This is a genomic window from Streptomyces sp. NPDC050636 (assembly GCF_040654775.1).
Classification (GTDB): domain Bacteria; phylum Actinomycetota; class Actinomycetes; order Streptomycetales; family Streptomycetaceae; genus Streptomyces.
Window position 1 is genome coordinate 34,416 of sequence record NZ_JBFAIP010000016.1, and the last position, 16,646, is coordinate 51,061.

General features: G+C 71.8%; 18 protein-coding genes. 9 read left to right on the forward strand and 9 right to left on the reverse strand.

Going from position 1 to position 16,646, the window contains the following annotated elements:
- Nucleotides 1-59 precede the first annotated feature (59 nt).
- Entirely contained in the window at nucleotides 60-938 is an 879-nt protein-coding gene (locus tag AB0I10_RS15715; RefSeq protein ID WP_363153005.1) for a universal stress protein, read from the forward strand.
- 201 nt (nucleotides 939-1,139) lie between these two features.
- The gene (locus AB0I10_RS15720; RefSeq protein WP_363153006.1) at nucleotides 1,140-1,439 is read left to right on the forward strand and encodes a DUF1876 domain-containing protein; all 300 of its coding nucleotides are present in this window, start codon (nucleotides 1,140-1,142) and stop codon (nucleotides 1,437-1,439) included.
- Between the two features lie 57 nt (nucleotides 1,440-1,496).
- Here AB0I10_RS15720 and AB0I10_RS15725 read toward each other — a convergent pair whose 3' ends face one another.
- Nucleotides 1,497-1,976, reverse strand: a complete 480-nt coding sequence (locus AB0I10_RS15725; protein ID WP_363153007.1) for a CBS domain-containing protein — start codon at nucleotides 1,974-1,976, stop codon at nucleotides 1,497-1,499.
- A gap of 140 nt (nucleotides 1,977-2,116) precedes the next feature.
- On the opposite strand from AB0I10_RS15725, the gene ppk2 reads away from it, so the two are divergent.
- The gene (gene ppk2, locus AB0I10_RS15730; RefSeq protein ID WP_363153008.1) at nucleotides 2,117-2,953 is read left to right on the forward strand and encodes a polyphosphate kinase 2; all 837 of its coding nucleotides are present in this window, start codon (nucleotides 2,117-2,119) and stop codon (nucleotides 2,951-2,953) included.
- Between the two features lie 14 nt (nucleotides 2,954-2,967).
- Here ppk2 and AB0I10_RS15735 read toward each other — a convergent pair whose 3' ends face one another.
- On the reverse strand, nucleotides 2,968-3,843 hold the full coding sequence (locus tag AB0I10_RS15735) for a universal stress protein (protein WP_363153009.1): 876 nt from the start codon (nucleotides 3,841-3,843) through the stop codon (nucleotides 2,968-2,970).
- Between the two features lie 19 nt (nucleotides 3,844-3,862).
- The gene (locus tag AB0I10_RS15740) at nucleotides 3,863-4,324 is read right to left on the reverse strand and encodes a cyclic nucleotide-binding domain-containing protein (protein ID WP_363153010.1); all 462 of its coding nucleotides are present in this window, start codon (nucleotides 4,322-4,324) and stop codon (nucleotides 3,863-3,865) included.
- A gap of 211 nt (nucleotides 4,325-4,535) precedes the next feature.
- On the opposite strand from AB0I10_RS15740, the gene AB0I10_RS15745 reads away from it, so the two are divergent.
- On the forward strand, nucleotides 4,536-6,254 hold the full coding sequence (locus AB0I10_RS15745) for a GAF domain-containing protein (protein ID WP_363153079.1): 1,719 nt from the start codon (nucleotides 4,536-4,538) through the stop codon (nucleotides 6,252-6,254).
- Between the two features lie 51 nt (nucleotides 6,255-6,305).
- On the opposite strand, the gene AB0I10_RS15750 is transcribed toward AB0I10_RS15745, so the two are convergent.
- Entirely contained in the window at nucleotides 6,306-7,010 is a 705-nt protein-coding gene (locus AB0I10_RS15750; protein WP_363153011.1) for a response regulator transcription factor, read from the reverse strand.
- Nucleotides 7,011-7,205: 195 nt separating this feature from the next.
- Here AB0I10_RS15750 and AB0I10_RS15755 point away from each other — a divergent pair, with 195 nt between their 5' ends.
- Nucleotides 7,206-7,781 carry a hypothetical protein gene (locus AB0I10_RS15755; protein WP_363153012.1) on the forward strand — a complete coding sequence of 192 codons (576 nt, stop codon included), beginning with the start codon at nucleotides 7,206-7,208 and terminating at the stop codon, nucleotides 7,779-7,781.
- A gap of 14 nt (nucleotides 7,782-7,795) precedes the next feature.
- Here AB0I10_RS15755 and AB0I10_RS15760 read toward each other — a convergent pair whose 3' ends face one another.
- Both AB0I10_RS15760 and AB0I10_RS15765 read right to left on the reverse strand, forming a co-directional pair.
- A complete protein-coding gene (locus tag AB0I10_RS15760) occupies nucleotides 7,796-8,251 on the reverse strand; it encodes a cyclic nucleotide-binding domain-containing protein (RefSeq protein WP_363153013.1) in 456 nt (151 codons plus the stop codon).
- Between the two features lie 371 nt (nucleotides 8,252-8,622).
- On the reverse strand, nucleotides 8,623-9,240 hold the full coding sequence (locus tag AB0I10_RS15765) for a CBS domain-containing protein (RefSeq protein ID WP_363153014.1): 618 nt from the start codon (nucleotides 9,238-9,240) through the stop codon (nucleotides 8,623-8,625).
- 214 nt (nucleotides 9,241-9,454) lie between these two features.
- Between AB0I10_RS15765 and AB0I10_RS15770 the strand changes: the two genes are divergently transcribed.
- The 3 genes from AB0I10_RS15770 to AB0I10_RS15780 all read left to right on the forward strand — a co-directional run bounded on the left by AB0I10_RS15770 (nucleotide 9,455) and on the right by AB0I10_RS15780 (nucleotide 13,145).
- Nucleotides 9,455-10,213 carry an HAD-IA family hydrolase gene (locus AB0I10_RS15770; RefSeq protein ID WP_363153015.1) on the forward strand — a complete coding sequence of 253 codons (759 nt, stop codon included), beginning with the start codon at nucleotides 9,455-9,457 and terminating at the stop codon, nucleotides 10,211-10,213.
- Nucleotides 10,210-12,648, forward strand: a complete 2,439-nt coding sequence (locus tag AB0I10_RS15775) for a glycosyl hydrolase family 65 protein (RefSeq protein WP_363153080.1) — start codon at nucleotides 10,210-10,212, stop codon at nucleotides 12,646-12,648. The genes AB0I10_RS15770 and AB0I10_RS15775 overlap by 4 nt, the downstream gene beginning before the upstream one ends.
- A gap of 143 nt (nucleotides 12,649-12,791) precedes the next feature.
- A complete protein-coding gene (locus AB0I10_RS15780) occupies nucleotides 12,792-13,145 on the forward strand; it encodes an STAS domain-containing protein (RefSeq protein WP_363153016.1) in 354 nt (117 codons plus the stop codon).
- Between the two features lie 34 nt (nucleotides 13,146-13,179).
- On the opposite strand, the gene AB0I10_RS15785 is transcribed toward AB0I10_RS15780, so the two are convergent.
- Nucleotides 13,180-13,866, reverse strand: coding sequence for a CBS domain-containing protein (locus AB0I10_RS15785; RefSeq protein WP_363153017.1), 687 nt, complete (start codon nucleotides 13,864-13,866; stop codon nucleotides 13,180-13,182).
- Between the two features lie 215 nt (nucleotides 13,867-14,081).
- On the opposite strand from AB0I10_RS15785, the gene AB0I10_RS15790 reads away from it, so the two are divergent.
- Nucleotides 14,082-14,558, forward strand: coding sequence for a hypothetical protein (locus tag AB0I10_RS15790; RefSeq protein ID WP_363153018.1), 477 nt, complete (start codon nucleotides 14,082-14,084; stop codon nucleotides 14,556-14,558).
- A gap of 292 nt (nucleotides 14,559-14,850) precedes the next feature.
- On the opposite strand, the gene AB0I10_RS15795 is transcribed toward AB0I10_RS15790, so the two are convergent.
- Both AB0I10_RS15795 and AB0I10_RS15800 read right to left on the reverse strand, forming a co-directional pair.
- Entirely contained in the window at nucleotides 14,851-16,137 is a 1,287-nt protein-coding gene (locus AB0I10_RS15795; protein ID WP_363153019.1) for a sigma-70 family RNA polymerase sigma factor, read from the reverse strand.
- Nucleotides 16,134-16,469, reverse strand: a complete 336-nt coding sequence (locus tag AB0I10_RS15800) for a YciI family protein (protein WP_363153020.1) — start codon at nucleotides 16,467-16,469, stop codon at nucleotides 16,134-16,136. The genes AB0I10_RS15795 and AB0I10_RS15800 overlap by 4 nt, the downstream gene beginning before the upstream one ends.
- Nucleotides 16,470-16,646: the final 177 nt, after the last annotated feature.

The window sequence follows — 16,646 nt, forward strand, 5'->3', positions numbered from 1 at the left end:
AGGTAGGCGCGCGGCTGCGACAGACCGGGCCGCGACCGCCGGGAGAAACGGAGCGAGCCATGAGCGAGTCCCTGAAGGACGTAGTCACCGTCGGTCTGGACGGTTCCCCCGAGTCGCTGTCCGCCGTCCTGTGGGCGGCGCACGAAGCCCGGCTGCGGCAGTCCCGGCTGCAACTGCTGCACGCATGGGTGATGCTCGCGCCGGAGCACGCGCACCGTCCGGACGACGCGGACCAGAACTACTGGCCCCACCGGATCATGGATCAGGCGCGCGAGACGGTCCGGGCCCGTCACCCGGATCTGCCGGTGGACGAGGCACTGGTGGCCAAGGACCCGCTGGACGCGCTGACGGACGCCGCCGGGGAGTCGGACCTGCTGGTCCTCGGCTCCCGGGAGCTGGGCGCCATGGCGCGCTATGTCATCGGTGAAGTCGCTCTCCAGACGGTGGCCCGCTCCGGCATCCCCACGGTGCTGGTACGTGCCCCGCAGGCCCCCCTGCCGTCGGAGAAGGACCGCGATGTGGTGGTCGGGGTGGCCTTGAAGGACCCCTGCGAAGCCCTGATGGCGTACGCCTTCGAGACCGCCGCACGGCGTGGGGTCACCCTGCGCGCCGTCCACGGCAGGCACCTTCCGGCGCATGCGTACAACCGGGGCGGCGGCGTGGAGCCGTATATCGCGGAGATCGCGGCGAAGGACGCGCGGATGGAACTCGCCGAGGTGCTGCGTCCGTGGCGGGAGCGGTTCCCGAAGGTTCCCGTGGACGACCGTGTCGAGATGGAGAGTCCGGCGCACGCGCTGCTCACCGGGGCGGCGGGCGGCGGGCTGCTCGCCGTCGGCCGCCGGCACAAGCTGCATGTGCTGGCGCCGCGTATCGGCCATGTGGTCCAGGCTGCCGTCCATCACGCACCGTGCCCGGTGGCGGTCGTGCCGCACGAGTGAATCCCGTGACCCTGGTCCGAGGCCCGCCGCGCCGCTCGCGTCACCGGGACCTTTGGCCCCTGCCCGCCGGCGCAGGTGCCGTCGGACAGTGGTAACTACGAGGGCAGCCGAACCGGGTGCCCGCGCGCGTCTTCATGCGCACACAGTCTCGGAGCTCCGCCGGAGACGCGGTACGTCCGGCGGACGGAGCGGAGGCGGATCATGGCAAGGACACTGGAGTGGACCGTCCATGTGTACCTCTTCGAGGAGGACGGCACGACCAAGGCACGGGCGGTTCTGGACACCGGAACCTCGACGCTGACCGGACTCGGCACCGCCAGGTGCAATCCCGAGGACGTGGACATCCCGGCGATCGGGGACGAGTTGGCCGCGGCTCGCGCGATGCATCACATCACCGCGCAGCTGATGCGGGCGGCCGACCACGACATGCAGGAGGTGGGCTCGTTGCCGCCCGGCACTCAGCATCGGGAGGCCTACGGCTGGACGAACGCGATGGCCTGAGCCCGGGGCGGCGATCCGGCGGTCGTCGGGCCGGGGTCGCCGTCGCGCGGCCCGCCGTCAGCGTTCGGCCGCCCGGTCCGTCCCGGGTGGCCGGGACGGAGGTGACGGTGGCGGGCCGGGCTGGTCCCCCAGCACGCACCAGGACAGGGGCACCAGCAGTTCCCCGACGCGCCTGGAGACGTCCATGAGCAGATCGTCCAGTGTGACGGCGCCGGCGATCCTTGGTCCGTCCAGGACGGGCAGTCTGCGGACGCCGGACCGGCACATGGCGCGGTAGGCCTCGTCCAGATCGTCACCGGCCCGGATGGTGACGACCGGCGCCGACATGACCTCGGTGACCGGCGCGTCCGCGCCCAGGCCGGCGGCGAGGCCCCGTACGGCCAGGTCCCGGTCGGTGACGATCCCCCGGATGGTCTCCCCGGCCACGACCACGACACAGCCGACGGTGTGCTGCACCATCCGCTGTGCGGTCTCCCGCAGCGTGGTGCCGGTGGTGACGGTGACGACCGGTGTGCGCATTACGTCGCGGATCTTCATGGCCCACCTCCGTGCTGTTTCACTGTCGCGCCGGGGCGGGGGCGGCGGCCGTGGGTCGGGTGTCCCTTTCCCGGGCCGGACGGCCTACGGGGACCCGCGCCCTCGCGCGTTCTCCCCGTTTTTCCTCGTACCGTCATCGCATGGCGGAAAAGCACGGCACCCGCGGACACGGCACCGACCGGCCCGACAAGCTGCCGCGGGCGATGTACGAGCGGGAGCTGTTCCGGTTGCAGACGGAACTGGTGAAGCTCCAGGCGTGGGTGCGTGCCGAAGGCGCCCGGCTCGTCGTGATCTTCGAGGGGCGGGACGCGGCCGGCAAGGGGAGCACGATCAAGCGCGTCGCCGAACACCTCAATCCGCGGGTCGCCCGGATCGTCGCGCTGCCGCGGCCCACCGAGCGCGAACGCACCCAGTGGTACTTCCAGCGCTACACGGAGCACCTCCCCGCGTCCGGCGAGATCGTGCTGTTGGACCGCAGTTGGTACAACCGGGCGGGCGTCGAGCACGTCATGGGGTTCTGCACGAAGGAGGAGCACCAGCGCTTCCTCCGTCAGTGCCCGATCTTCGAGCGGATGCTGGTCGAGGACGGGATCCTGTTGCGCAAGTACTGGTTCTCGGTGAGTGACGAGGTGCAGGAGAAACGGTTCCGGCGGCGGCTCGACGACCCCACCCGGCGCTGGAAGCTCTCCCCCATGGACCTTGAATCGATCACCCGCTGGGAGGCGTACTCCCGGGCGAAGGACGAGATGCTCGTGCACACGGACGTCTCGGAGTCACCGTGGTTCGTCGTCGAGAGCGACGACAAGCGCCGGGCCCGGCTGAACATGATCGCCCATCTGCTGTCGACCGTTCCGTACTACGAGGTGCCGGCGCCGGCGCTGGACCTGCCGCCGCGCCCGCCGTCCACCGGCTACCAACGGCCGCCCAGAGACCTGCAGTCGTACGTTCCCGACCACGCCGCCGGACTCCGGAAGTAGCGACGGGTGGCCGCTCACCCCGGCTGCGGCACAACCGCCACAGGGCACTCCGCGTGGTGCAGAGCCGCGTGCCCCACCCGGCCGAGCTGGAGGCCCAGATGGCCGTGGCGGCGCTGCGCTCCGACGACGAGCAGATCCGCGGCGGCGCTGCGCCGCACCAGCACCTTGTGCGGCGGGCCCTCGACGGTGGCGCGCCGCACATGCACCATCGGGTGGGCGCCGACCGCGTCGGTGAGGGCCTTGTCGAGGAGGGCCGAGGCCCGCTCCTCGTGGTACAGCTCGGGCGCACCGGCGAGCAGCGGATGGTCGGTGGTCTCGTGTGCGGGGCAGCGCCAGGCGCGTACCGCGTCGAGGGCGCAGCCCCGGGCCTCGGCCTCGCGGAAGGCGAACTGCGCCGGCTGTGTGCCCTGGTCCGGGTCCCCGACGCCGAGCAGGACCCGGTCGTGCGTCCCCGCCAGGGCGGCCTTGTCGCCGCGCACCACGATTACCGGGCAGCTGGCGCGGGACGCCACGGCGAGACTGACCGAGCCGAGCAGCAGTTCGGCGAATTCGCCGCGGCCCTTGGATCCCAGGATCAGGGCCGAGGCATAGCGGCCCTCGCGCAGTAGCGCGGTCACCGTGTCGTCGGACAGGACCTGCACCGAGACATGGACGTCCGCGTTGCGTTCATGGGCGTATTCGGCGGCGGATCCGACGATGTTGTCCGCGAGCAGTTCCTCGGTGGGGCGGGCCGGGCTCCGGGCCGGCGCCACACCCTCGTAGCGTTCCCACCGGGAGGCGTACACCAGGCGCAGCGGAAGTCTGTGGAGGGCCGCCTCATTCAGCGCCCATTCAAGCGCCCGGTGAGCGGAACCCGATCCGTCCACTCCGACGACCAGGGGAAGTTCCATCGTCTCCACCGCCTTCCGCTCACGCCACCGGCATGTGGTGTGCGTTGGGCGGACCGTACAGATCGAGCAGCCGCATCCGGGTGGCCTGGAGCCGGCGTGCGACCACGTCGAGCATCCGGTGGGTCACCGCCAGTCCGAGTGCGGGGTCCGCCTCGCACAGTGCGCGTACCGCGATCGCGTCGAACTCGTGGGCCCGTACGGGGCTGGTCGCCTCCGCGCCCAGGCGCCAGGTGTACGGCGGTACCAGCCATGACCACCCCAGCAGGTCGCCGTGCCCCAGCATCTCGACGGTCGCCGGGCGTTCCCCGCGGACCTGGACATCGAGGTTGACCGAGCCGGTACGGATGATCCAGAAGCGGTCGGCGTGGCCGCCCTCCTCGAAGATCCGGGTGCCCTCCGGGAAGGACACATCGCGGGCGAACTCCATCAGACGGTCCCGCCCGCGTGGTGGCAGCACATTCAGCAGTGCGGTGGTGGTCATGGCAGCCCTCCAGGGTGTCCGTGGGCACCAGCGTGCGCGTGTTGCGTACGGCCGGGGCAGGGGCTGTTCGGCACGGCCCGGGGCCCGAAGGTCCCGGGCCGGGCCGTGCCCTGACCGACCGCGGGGACAAGGCATCACAAGATGCCCGAAACCCCACGGCGGCTACGGTGGAGACATGGCCCCGCCACGGCGCGCGGGCCGTGGCGGAGGCATGGTGGTGGGTGACGACGGAACCGACCGGCGAGGTGACGCCCGGCGGCGGCTGGATGCCCTCCCGGACGACCTTCAGGAGCGCCTCGACGCCGTGCAGCTGGGCTCCGGCGCGACGGCCCATCTGCTGCTGGAAGCCGTGCTGTCGGTGGGCAGGGGGCTGGATCTGCCGCGGGTGCTGCGCCGGATCGTCGAGGCGGCGGTGGTGGTCGTGGACGCCGAGTACGGGGCGCTGGGCGTGGTCGGCGAGGGCACCCGGCTCTCCCAGTTCCTGCCCGTGGGGGTCACCCAGGAGCAGCAGGACGCGATCGGTCATCTTCCGGCCGGGCACGGCATTCTGGGTGAGCTGATCCGTCACCCCGAGCCGCTGCGGCTGCCGGAGCTGTCCGAGCACCCCTCGTCGTACGGCTTCCCGCCGAACCACCCGCCGATGCACTCGTTCCTCGGGGTGCCGATCAGGGTGCGCGACGAGGTGTTCGGCAATCTCTATCTCACCGAGAAGCGCGGCGGCGGCGAGTTCGACGCCGAGGACGAGACCGTGCTGTCGACGCTCGCGGTCGCGGCCGGGGTGGCCATCGAGAACGCCCGGCTTTACGAGGAGGCCCGGTACCGTCAGCGGTGGCTGGAGGCCAACGGCGAGATCGTCGCCGGTCTGCTGCCCGGGGCGGACGACATGCAGGTCCTGGAGATGATCGTCAATCATGCACTGCGTATCCTCGCCGCCGATCTCGGCGTCCTGGCGCTGCCCGTCGAGGGCGCGGCGGTGCGGGTGGCGCTGGCCTCCGGTGTCGATGCCGGGGCGCACCGCGGGCTGGTCCTGCCGCGCGAGGGGTCGTTCATCGGCGCGGCCCTCGATGCGAAGAAGCCGCTGATCAGCCTGGGTGTCGACAACGATCCGCGGAGCACCGCCGGGCCGCGCTGGACGGGCCTGGGGCCCGCGGTCGCCGTCCCGATGATCACCGGCGAGCGGGTGCGCGGTGTGCTGCTGCTGGCCCGGGTCAAGGGGCGCGACCCGTTCACGGAACCGGAGACCGCGCCGCTGCTGACGTTCGCCGGCCAGGCGGCGCTCGCCATCGAACTGGCCGAACAACGCCAGTCCGCCGAACAGCTCGCCCTTCTGGAGGACCGCGACCGCATCGCCCGCGATCTGCACGATCTGGCCATCCAGCGGCTGTTCGCCACCGGCATGACGCTGCAGAGCGCGGTGCGCTTCGTGGATCATCCGGAGGCCAGCGAGCGGCTGCTGCGCGCGGTGGACGACCTGGACGAGACCATCAAGATCATTCGGTCGACCATCTTCGGGCTCCGCGCCCGCGAATCGGGCCGGGCGAGCCACGGTCTGCGGGTGCGGACCGTGACCGCGGTGGAGCAGGCGGCACGCCCGCTGGGCTTCACCCCGTCCCTCCACATGGAGGGGCTCATCGACACCGATGTGCCGGCGGAGATCGCGGAACATGTGGTGGCGGTGCTCGCCGAAGCCCTGAGCAACACCGCCCGGCACGCACACGCCACCGCGGTGGACGTCTCGCTGATCGTACGTGGCGGCACGCTGCGGCTGAGTGTCGCCGACAACGGCACGGGCATGCCGCCCGGCGGCCGCCGCAGCGGGTTGGCCAACCTCGCCAAACGCGCCGAGAGCGTGGGCGGTGAGTTGACCGTCGGGACGTCGGAGCACGGCGGCACCCGCCTGCTGTGGTGCGCACCGCTCCCGTCCTCCTGAACAACGGCCCGGCAACACGGCTTCGCCCCACCCAACGAGACCCAGCGGGCGTCACATCCGATGCGATCCGGGGTCGGCATGCGGAGGATGCGCCTGGGTGGCGAGGACGGCCGCCTGAATGCGGCGCTCGACGCCGAGTTTGGCCAGCAGCCGCGAGATGTGATTCTTGACCGTCTTCTCCGACAGGTAGAGACGGGAACCGATCTGACGATTCGTCAGCCCTTCACCGATCAGACCGAGGATCTCCCGCTCCCGCGGCGACAGCCCGGACAGCGCGTCCGCCTCGGGCTCCGCGTCGGAGTCCTCGCCCCGCAGGCTGTTCATCAGCCGCGCCGTGGTCGCCGGGTCGAGCATCGACCGGCCGGACGCGACCGTACGCACGGCGGCAACCAGGTCCGAACCCTTTATCTCCTTGAGGACATAGCCGGCCGCACCCGACATGATCGCGTCGAGCAGCGCATCGTCGTCGTCGAACGAGGTGAGCATCAGACAGGCCAGGCCGGGCATCCGCGACCGCAGCTCACGGCAGACGCTGATGCCGTCCCCGTCCGGCAGCCGCACATCCAGGACGGCGACATGCGGCCGCAGCGCCGGGCCCCGGGCCAGCGCGTGATCTGCCGTACCGGCATCGCCGACCACCTCGATGTCGGGCTCCGCGTCGAGCAAGTCCTGCACACCGCGCCGGACCACTTCGTGATCGTCGAGCAGGAAAACCCGGATCGGGTTCTGCGGTGAGAACTCCCCGGCCTCGGTCATGGCGTCCTCCAGGCTGTTGTCCGGTGTCGCCGGACGTTTTCCATCGTGGCCCCGGCCCCAGGGGCACACCAGGGCCGAACGGGCCCATGGGCCGCTCCTGGGGGCGCCCACCGGCCTCCGGGCAGGGCCGTTCGGCCCCTCTTGCCGGACCGTTCGGCGTGCGACCGTCGGGGGACGGGCAAAGGAGGGTGCGCGATGGCTCTCACGATGATCCTCCGGCACTTGCGGCGCGGCCCGCTCCGACGCGGTACGGACGTGGCGGAAGCCTGGCTGGTGCTGGCCACCGGGGCGCTGATCGCGGTGGCGGCGCCGGTCGCCGGCGTGTCGGCCGCGAGCGAGGTGAGCGCCGCCGCCCAGCGGCAGATCCAGGAACGGCACAGCGTGTCGGCCGTACTGACGGAGAACCCGCCGGCCCGTATCGGGGTCGACTCCACGGGTGGCGTCGGGGGCCGGGTGTACGCGACGGTGCGGTGGACGACGGCCGACGGCTCGACCCGGACAGGCGACACGGCGGTGCCGCCGCACCTCAAGGCCGGTGACCGGACCACGGTCTGGCTCAACGGGCGCGGTGTACTGCTGCGTGATCCCATCAGCCCTTCCGAGGCGAGAGTCGAGAGCATCGCGATCGGCACGGTGGCCGCCGGCGGCACCTGTCTGCTGCTGCTCGTCGGGGAGCGGGCCGGCGCCATCCTGCTGAACCGACGGCGCGCCTGGCAGTGGGAACGGGAGTGGGCGGAATTCGACCCGCAGCGGGGCCACCGCGAGGCGTGACGCGGCACCGCGCATCACTCCAGGCCGCTGCCCTGGGGACCGTAGAGGTCCAGCAGACGGGTGCGGGTACGGTGCAGCCGGTCGGCCACCGTCTCCGCGACGTACCGGTAGATCTCACGCCCCAGCACCGGATCGGACGCACAGAGGGAGCGGACCACCGCGGCGTCGAACTCCAAGGCCTCCACCGGGCTCTCGGTCTCCGCGCCCAAGTGCCACAGGTGCGGCGGAAAAAGCCAGGACCAGCCCAGCAGATCATCCCGGCCGAGCGTCTCAACTACGGCCGCACGACGCCCCGGAACACGCTGGTCGAGCGTGACCCGTCCACTACGGATCACCCAGAAGCGGTCCGCCCGCCCACCCTCCTCGAAGATCCGGGCACCACGCGGCAGCGAGACCTCATGCGCGATCCCGTCCAGCCGCGCACGCGCCTCAGCCGGCAGCGCGTCGAGCAGACTCCTGGTCGTTGACATCCGTCCTCCGTCCACCGACGTGCTGACGTGCACGAGCCTAAGCACCTGCCTTTTCACCCACCACTCACAGCCCGCGCAGCGGCAACAACTGCCGCAGGCGAAACGACACCGCACCCCCCCCCGTTCACCCACCACCCACGGGAGGTGCCGGGCCGCAGGACGAAGTCCGGAGGCCCGGAACCGCACCCAAAAGCCCCGCGCAGCGGCAACAGCGCCGCAGGCGACACGGCGCGGCACCCGGCAACGAACGGGCCCCCATCGACCCAGCCCAAGCGCAGCACCCCGCCCGCCGCAGGCGAAACGCGCTGCACCCGGCAACGCACGGAACCCCCGTCGGCTCAGGCCAAGCGCAGCGGACCGCGCAGCGACCCTCACCGGCTTGGGCCAAGCCCAGCGGCGCGCCGATGCGTCAGCCGATCCACCACCGCGATCACCCCATCGACCTGGCGCGTCATCCGTACGGCGATGGCCACGTCGGCGCCGCTCTCCAGGCAGCCGCGCAGCGTCACCACCCCGTCGTGGACGCGGACGCTGACCGTGTGCGGGCTCAGCCACAGAGCGCGGACCATGATCTCGTCGATCACCTCGTCGCGGATCTCCGGGTCCGGGCGGAGAAAGATCTGCAGCAGGTCGCGCCGGGTGACGATGCCGACCAGACGGGCTTCCTCGTCCACGACCGGCAGCCGCTCGATGCGGTGCTCGGCCATGAAGCGGGCCGCCCGGACGAGGGAGTCGTCGGCGCGTACGGTGACCGCGGGGGCGGACATCAGCTCGCCGGCGGTCGGCGGCTCGTCCGCGGCGGTCCGCTGCCAGGTGAGCCGCAGATCGGTGGTGGAGACGACCCCGATCACCTTTTCGTCGGTGTCCACCACCGGCAGCCCGCTGATGTGGTGTTCGTCCAGCCAGCTTTCGATGTCCTTGCGCGGCGTCGTGCTCCGGGCCCGGACCACGTCGCCGGTCATGACGCTGCCGACTCTCCGGGGCTTCATCTCACGCCTCCTCTCGGCCGTGCGTCGGCGCGGTGCCCCTCCGGGGGATCGTGCTCCCACGATCGGACACCGGAGGGGCCGGCCACAGGGGCCGTCCGGTGCCGCCGGTGGGCCGACCGGCCCCGGCGGCACCGCCGCCCGCCCGCGTACCGCGCCGCTGTCCCGGAGTCGTGATGCGATGGGAGACGGCACCCTCACGAAGGGATCCGTGATCATGACCGCCGCGCCCTCCCCGGCCGCGTGCCTGCGCTCCGTACGGGCCGTCGTCTTCGACACCGACGGCGTCATCACCGACTCCGCCCAGGTGCACGCTGCGGCCTGGAAGGACGCCTTCGACGCCTGTCTGGCGGTGGCGGGCGGACAGCGGCCCTTCGACCCCGCGGACGACTACCGCCACTATGTCGACGGCCGGTCCCGGCTGGACGGGGCGGCCACGTTCCTGGCCTCCCGAGGGTTGGATCTGCCGCTCGGCGACCCCGCCGACGCGCCGGGAACCGCCACGCTGTGGGCGGTCGCGGCCCGCAAGGAAGAGCTGTTCACCGCGAGCCTGCGTACGCACGGCATCGCCACCTGGCCCGGCACCGTGCGCCTGCTGCATGTCCTGCGCCGCGAGCGGGTGCGGTGCGCCGCCGTCTCGGCGTCCCGCCATGCGACCGAGCTGCTGTCCGCCGCGGGCGTACGCGATCTCTTCCAGGCCGTGGTGGACGGCAATGAGGCGAGCCGGCTCGGTCTGCCAGGCAAACCGGACCCGGCGCTCTTCGTGGAGGCGGCCCGGCGGCTCGGTGTCCCGGCCCGGGACACCGCCGTGGTGGAGGACGCGCTGGCCGGTGTCGAGGCCGGCCGGCGCGGCGGCTTCGGCCTCGTCGTGGGCGTGGACCGCACGGCCGGGCAGGGCGCCGCCGAGCTGCGCCGACGCGGCGCCGATGTGGTCGTCTCCGACCCCGGCGAGCTGCTGACGTCCGGGGAGGGCTGACGGTGGCGGCCTGGACATGGACGTACGAGGGGTACGAACCCGAGGCGGAACGGCTGCGCGAGGCACTGTGCGCGCTGGGCAACGGCTACTTCGTCACCCGCGGTGCCGCCACCGAGGCGCTCCCCGGCCCCGCGCACTACCCGGGCACCTACGCGGCGGGCTGCTACAACCGGCTGACGTCCACCGTGGCGGGCCGCCGGATCGAGAACGAGGACCTGGTCAACCTGCCCAACTGGCTGCCGCTGCGCTACCGGATGCGCCCCGCCGACGCGCCCCCCGGCCCCTGGCTCTCCCCCGACCACCCGCAGCTGGCCGAACACCGGCAGACGCTGGATCTGCGGCACGGCACCCTGACCCGCTGGTCGGTCTACGAGGACGCGGCCGGGCGGCGCCTGAGCGTGGAACAGTGCCGCCTGGTGCACATGGGTGACCCTCATCTGGCCGCGCTGCGCACGTCGTTCACGACTGCCGGGTGGGCCGGCGAGGTGGAGGTGGTGGCCGGCATCGACGGCGATGTCCGCAATGCCGGCGTGGCACGCTACCGAGAACTGGCGAGCCGGCACCTGACCGGCTGCGACACCGGCTCCGAGGACGACGACACGGTGTGGCTGCGCTGCCGCACCATCGAGTCCGGCATCCATATCGCGATGGCCGGGCGGACCCGCACGGCCGTCGGCGGAACGGCCTCCGACGGCGGCGGCGCGGCCTCCGGTGGCGTGACTCCCCGTACCGAACTCACCTCGCAGCGGGCCTTCCACACGCTCATGCTGCCCGTCGAACCCGGCTCGACCGTCGTCGTCGACAAGACCGTGGCGCTGTACACCTCCCGCGACCCGGCGATCGGCAATCCCCTCCGCGCGGCCGTCGACGGCGTACGCCGGGCGCCGGATTTCCCCGGGCTGCTGGCGTCTCACCACCGCGCCTGGAAACACCTGTGGCAGCAGGCGAAACTGGACGTCCCCGGAGACTCGGGCCGGATTCTGCGGCTGCACCTCTTCCACGTACTGCAGACGCTGTCTCCGCACACCGCCGAACTGGACGCCGGCGTACCGGCGCGCGGCCTGCACGGCGAGGCATACCGCGGCCATGTCTTCTGGGACGAGCTGTTCGTCCTGCCCTTCCTGAATCTGCACTTCCCGGAGGTCTCCCGGGCGCTGCTCGGCTACCGCTACCGGCGGCTGCCCAGCGCCTGCCGAGCGGCGTCCGAAGCGGGCCGGGCGGGGGCGATGTACCCGTGGCAGAGCGCCGGTGACGGCCGTGAGGAGACCCAGGAATTCCATCTCAATCCGCGTTCGGGACGCTGGCTGCCGGATCACTCCCGGCTCCAGCACCATGTCGGCTCCGCGGTGGCGTACAACGTGTGGCAGTACTGCCGGGCCAGTGGGGACACCGCGTTCCTGCACACCAAGGGCGCGGAGATGCTCCTTCAGATCGCCCGCTTCTGGGCGGCGGCCGCAGACTGGGACGAGGACCTCGGCCGGTACCGCATCCGTGGCGTCGTCGGGCCCGACGAGTACCACGACGGCTATCCGGGGGCCGCGGAACCGGGGCTGGACGACAACGCCTACACGAACGTCACGGCCGCCTGGGTGCTGATGCGGGCGCTCGTCCTCTGCCGCGACCTGCCCGAGGCGCGCCGCCAGCAGCTGTTCGAACGGATCCAGCTCGCCCCGGACGAGCGGGAGCGCTGGGACGACATCGCGCACCGGCTCCATGTGCCGTACCACCAGGGCGTCATCAGCCAGTTCGCGGGCTACGCGGACCTGGCCGAACTCGACTGGGACGGGTACCGCCGGCAGTACGGCGACATCCGGCGGCTGGACCGGATCCTGGAGGCGGAGGGCGACACCGTCAACCGCTATCAGGCGTCCAAGCAGGCCGATGTGCTGATGCTGGGCTATCTCTTCCCGCCGGCGGAGCTCGCCGCCGTGTTCCGGCAGCTGGGGTACGCCGTCGACGATGACGTCTGGCGCGCCACCGTCGACTACTACCTCCACCGCACCAGCCACGGCTCGACGCTCAGCGCGCTGGTCCACGCGTGGGTACTGGCCCGGGCGCGCCGCGCCGACGCATGGATGTACTGCGAGGAGGCGCTGACCGGGGATGTGGCGGACGTCCAGGGCGGCACCACCGCGGAGGGCATCCATCTGGGCGCGATGGCCGGCACCCTGGACTTCGTCCAGCGCGGTATGACCGGCCTGGAGGCCCACGAACACGCGCTGTGGCTCGATCCGGTGCCGATCCCCCAGCTCTCGAAGTTCCGGGTACGCCTGCGCTACGGCCGCCACTGGGATGTCGATCTGCGCATCCGTGCGCGGCGGGTACGGATCGCGGTGCCGGAATCGGACACTGCCGCGGTGCGGGTGAGGCTCGGTGGCCGTTCGTACACCGTCGCCCCCGGCACCACCCGCTGGCTGGACCTGAGCGGCTCCTGAATGGGGCCGAAGGTCCCTATCGGCATGGCCCGCCCGGCACTCCTCAGGACCGCGGTCCGCGCTTTTGATGGTGGCAGCCTTGAAGGCCGCAGCGTTGATGTGCCGGCGACCCTGAGGCGGAAGCGTTCGGATGGGTGGAGGACATGCTGAGGGAGAAGGCCGGGGACGTACGGGGGCGCCGCGCGGACGCCCTCACCGTGGTACGCCTCGACGGGGAACTGGACTTCGTGAGCGCCGCCGCGACCACGAGGAACCTCGATCCGCTGACCTCCGGGACACGGCCCCACCTGGTGCTCGACCTGACGGGGCTGACCTTCCTGGACTGCAGCGGGATCGGGGTCCTGTGCCGGGCCCGGCGCCGGATTCTGGCACGCGGCGGCCGGCTGTCGCTGGTCATCACCGATCCCCGCCAGCGGAGGCTCCTGCGCACCGTCGGGCTGGCCGGAGCCTTCGAGGTCCTGGACGCGGTCCCGGACGCGGTCCCGGACGGCGGGTGAGCCGCCGCCTTCAGGGGGCGGAGCTGCGGGCCGGTCAGCGGCGCGGGTCCGCGACAGGCGGCCCGGACCGGGCCGCATCCGGACCGGTGACATCGAACGTGACGTCCACGACGCCCTCGACCGCCCGCACCAGGCGCGCCGCCATCGGAACGACCGAGGCGTCCCGGACCCGGCCACTGATGGTCACCACCCCTTCGGCGACGGTGACGTCCAGATCGTCATGGGACATCGCGAACAGGTGGCCGACGATGTCCGTGCGGATCTCCTCGGCGAGGTCTGCGTCGGTCCGCAGGAAGACCTTCAGCAGATCGGCGCGGCTGACGATGCCCTGCAGCAGCCCGAGGGAGTCCACCACGGGCAGCCGCTTCACGGATTTGTGGGCCATGGTCCGCGCCGCCTGCGCGAGGGTGGCGTCGGCGTGGACGGTGTAGGCGGGCGCGCTCATCAGCTCCGCGGCCGTCACCGCGCCTGCCTTGCGTACGTCGTCGAGGCGTTGCAGCTGCTCCAGACGGCTGGGATCGGCTTCCCGGAATTCCTCTTTCGGCAGCAGATCGGCCTCGGAGACCACGCCGACCACCCGCCCTTCGCCCTCCAGAACGGGCAGGGCGCTCACCTGCCACTGTTCCATGGTCTCGACGATCTCCTTGAACCGGGCCTCCTGGCCGACCGCGACCACGGTCCGTGTCATCACATCGCTGACGATGTGCGGTGTGTGCCCCATGGCTCCTCCTCGGTACGGACCACCGTCACGGCCGCTGTGACACCTCCAGGGTGAGAGCCACCCGGCGGCGCCGGACAGGGGCCGGTCGGTCCGCGAAAGAGGCCGGCCGGTCCGTGAAGGGACCGACCGGCTCTGTCGGGGCAGGCGCAGACCCGGGGAGGCAACGCCAATTCCCCGGGCCCACAACAGTGATGACGGTCAGGAGGTCAGAGGAGATGCCCCAGGACCTCCCCGAGCCCGAGAAGGCTCTCGCTCTCCTGCTGGCCGGCCTTGCGGCTGTCCTGACGGTTGTCGCGCTCAGGGGCGCGCTCGTAGTCACTGTCACGGCCGTAGTCACTGTCGCGGCCGTACTCACTGTCACTGTCACGGTCGCGGTCACGGTCGTAGTCACGGTCCGGACCGTTGTCGCGCTCACGGTCACGGCCGTAGTCACTGTCACGGTCGCGCTCGCGGTCAAGGCCGTTGTCGCGCTCACGGTCACGGCCGTTGTCGCGGCCGTTGTCGCGGCCGTTGTCGCGGTCGCGGTCACGACCGTTGTCGCGGCCGTTGTCGCGCTCACGGTCACGACCGTAGCCATCATCGTCACGACCGTAGTTGTAACGGTGATCGCCGTCGCGGTGGACGGCCTTGCTGCCGTTGTTGGCGTGGGGCCGGCCGTCGCGACCCGAGAAGCAACCACCGTCCTTCTGTGAGGCGCACTTGACGGTCGGGGTGGTGCTGGGAACGGCGGTCGCGGCGCCTGCCATCGGCACCGCGACGGCGGCCACGGTCAGCCCCGCCACTGCGAGCGCACGAGGAATTGAACGGATCATTCTTCCACCTTCACTCAGCTTGGAGCAGAAAAGGAACATTCTCTGCAAAAGCGACGATAAGGTGGCTTTTACCCCCTGCCGTGCGACCCACCGGAGAGTCACTGGAACGCAGCAGCTCTTCGGCAGCAGCGCGTCAGCAAGAGCTCTTCCATAGGGGCATCCCCCGCGCTTCTCACGACGCGCCCTCGGACCCCAGCCCCGCCAGCCGCCGCTCCAGTTCGGCCCGCTCGACCGCGTTGCCGGTCAGCGCCAGCGCCCGCTCGTACGCCTGACCTGCGGCTCTGCGGTCACCAGCCCGTCTCAGCAGCTCGGCCTGGGCCGCGTACAGCGGCTGATAGTGCGTCAGACGGGGGTCGTCGAGCAGCGGGGCCAGCAGTGCGAGGCCGGCCTGCGCCCCGTCGGCCCCGGCGACCGCCACCGCGCGGTTGACCTCGATCACCGGTGACGGCGCCAGCCGCCCGAGCGCCCCGTACAGCTCGGCGATCGTCTCCCAGTCGGTCTCCGCCGCGCTCGGCGCCTCGACGTGCAGCGCGGCGATCGCGGCCTGCAGCTGGTAGGGACCGGCGCGGCGGAACGCGAGCGCTTCCGCCAGCGTTTCGTGCCCCTCCGCGATCCGCGCCGCGTCCCAGCGCGAGCGGTCCTGTGCGTCGAGCGGCACATACCGGCCGTGCTCGTCGACCCGTGCGGCGCGCCGCGCATCGTGCAGCAGTATCAGCGCGAGCAGCCCGCGCACCTCGGCGTCGTCCGGCATCAGCGCGCACAGCAGCCGCCCCAGCCGGATCGCCTCGCCGCACAGCTCGCCGCGGACCAGACGCCCGCCCTCGGCCGCCCCGTATCCCTCGTTGAAGATCAGATACACGGTGGACAGAACCCCGTTCAGACGGCCGGGGAGCGCGTCGTCGCTCGGGACGCGGTACGGGATCCGGGCCTCGGCGATCTTGCGTTTGGCCCGTACCAGGCGCTGCGCCATCGTCGGCTCGCTGACGAGGAACGCGCGGGCGATCTCCCCGGTGCTGAGGCCGCCGAGCGTCTTCAGTGTGAGCGCGACCCGCGCGGGCAGCGCGAGCGCGGGATGGCAGCAGGTGAAGATCAGCCGTAGCCGGTCGTCGGTGACGGCTCCCGCGTCGGTTCCCGGCCGGTGCTCCTGCGCCTCCAGCCGCGCCAGCTCCGCGAGCCGTACGGTGCGGTCGGCGACGGCACGCTCACGCCGCACCCGGTCGATCGCCTTGCGGCGGGCGGTCACCATGATCCAGGCGCCGGGGTTGGTGGGGATCCCGTCGTCGGGCCAGGTGGCGACGGCGGCCGCGAAGGCGTCCTGGACGGCGTCCTCGGCGAGCTGGAGGTCACCGAGGTGCCGGATCAGCGTCGCGAGGACGGCAGCCCGCTCCTCGCGGAAGGTGCGCTCGACGGCGGCGGCCGGGTCCGGGCCCGGCCGCCGCTCGCCGTCGCGCGGGCTCACGCGCTCCAGACCGGCCGCACCTCGACGGGCCCGTAGCTGCTGTTCGGCATCTCCGCGGCCCACTTCAGCGCTGCGTCCAGGTCGTCGACCTCGATCAGGAAGAACCCGGCGAGAAACTCCTTGGTCTCCGCGAACGGACCGTCGGTGATCTGTGTCTCCTCGTCGCGGACCCGCACGGTCGTCGCCATGTCGGTCCTGGCCAGCCCCGCATTGGCCACGAGCACCCCGGCGTCCTTCAGGGCCTGGTGGTACGCGCCCCAACGGGCGCCGACCTCCTCGGGCGTGGGCTCGCCGCCGACCGGCAGATAGGTCAGCATCACGTACTTGGGCATAGCGCCTCCTCAGCAGGGTTTCGCCGCTCGTTTCGCGGCCTCGTGCCGCTCGTTTCGCGGCCTCACCCATGACGACGCCGCAGGTCTGCCCGATTCGACACCCCGCGGAATATTTCCCGGCAGCCGACAGGCCGAGCCGGCAGCCGGTGCCACCCGATCGCACATCCCGGCGTTCCG

Bases quoted from the DNA above. Each gene is read 5' to 3' on its own strand.
- AB0I10_RS15785 (WP_363153017.1), bottom strand. From the start codon at position 13,866: ATGGGGCACACACCGCACATCGTCAGCGATGTGATGACACGGACCGTG.
- AB0I10_RS15765 (WP_363153014.1), bottom strand. From the start codon at position 9,240: ATGAAGCCCCGGAGAGTCGGCAGCGTCATGACCGGCGACGTGGTCCGG.
- AB0I10_RS15790 (WP_363153018.1), top strand. From the start codon at position 14,082: ATGCCCCAGGACCTCCCCGAGCCCGAGAAGGCTCTCGCTCTCCTGCTG.
- AB0I10_RS15770 (WP_363153015.1), top strand. From the start codon at position 9,455: ATGACCGCCGCGCCCTCCCCGGCCGCGTGCCTGCGCTCCGTACGGGCC.
- AB0I10_RS15745 (WP_363153079.1), top strand. From the start codon at position 4,536: ATGGTGGTGGGTGACGACGGAACCGACCGGCGAGGTGACGCCCGGCGG.
- AB0I10_RS15735 (WP_363153009.1), bottom strand. From the start codon at position 3,843: ATGGAACTTCCCCTGGTCGTCGGAGTGGACGGATCGGGTTCCGCTCAC.
- AB0I10_RS15715 (WP_363153005.1), top strand. From the start codon at position 60: ATGAGCGAGTCCCTGAAGGACGTAGTCACCGTCGGTCTGGACGGTTCC.
- AB0I10_RS15760 (WP_363153013.1), bottom strand. From the start codon at position 8,251: ATGTCAACGACCAGGAGTCTGCTCGACGCGCTGCCGGCTGAGGCGCGT.
- ppk2 (WP_363153008.1), top strand. From the start codon at position 2,117: ATGGCGGAAAAGCACGGCACCCGCGGACACGGCACCGACCGGCCCGAC.
- AB0I10_RS15740 (WP_363153010.1), bottom strand. From the start codon at position 4,324: ATGACCACCACCGCACTGCTGAATGTGCTGCCACCACGCGGGCGGGAC.
- AB0I10_RS15720 (WP_363153006.1), top strand. From the start codon at position 1,140: ATGGCAAGGACACTGGAGTGGACCGTCCATGTGTACCTCTTCGAGGAG.
- AB0I10_RS15780 (WP_363153016.1), top strand. From the start codon at position 12,792: ATGCTGAGGGAGAAGGCCGGGGACGTACGGGGGCGCCGCGCGGACGCC.
- AB0I10_RS15725 (WP_363153007.1), bottom strand. From the start codon at position 1,976: ATGAAGATCCGCGACGTAATGCGCACACCGGTCGTCACCGTCACCACC.
- AB0I10_RS15755 (WP_363153012.1), top strand. From the start codon at position 7,206: ATGGCTCTCACGATGATCCTCCGGCACTTGCGGCGCGGCCCGCTCCGA.
- AB0I10_RS15750 (WP_363153011.1), bottom strand. From the start codon at position 7,010: ATGACCGAGGCCGGGGAGTTCTCACCGCAGAACCCGATCCGGGTTTTC.
- AB0I10_RS15800 (WP_363153020.1), bottom strand. From the start codon at position 16,469: ATGCCCAAGTACGTGATGCTGACCTATCTGCCGGTCGGCGGCGAGCCC.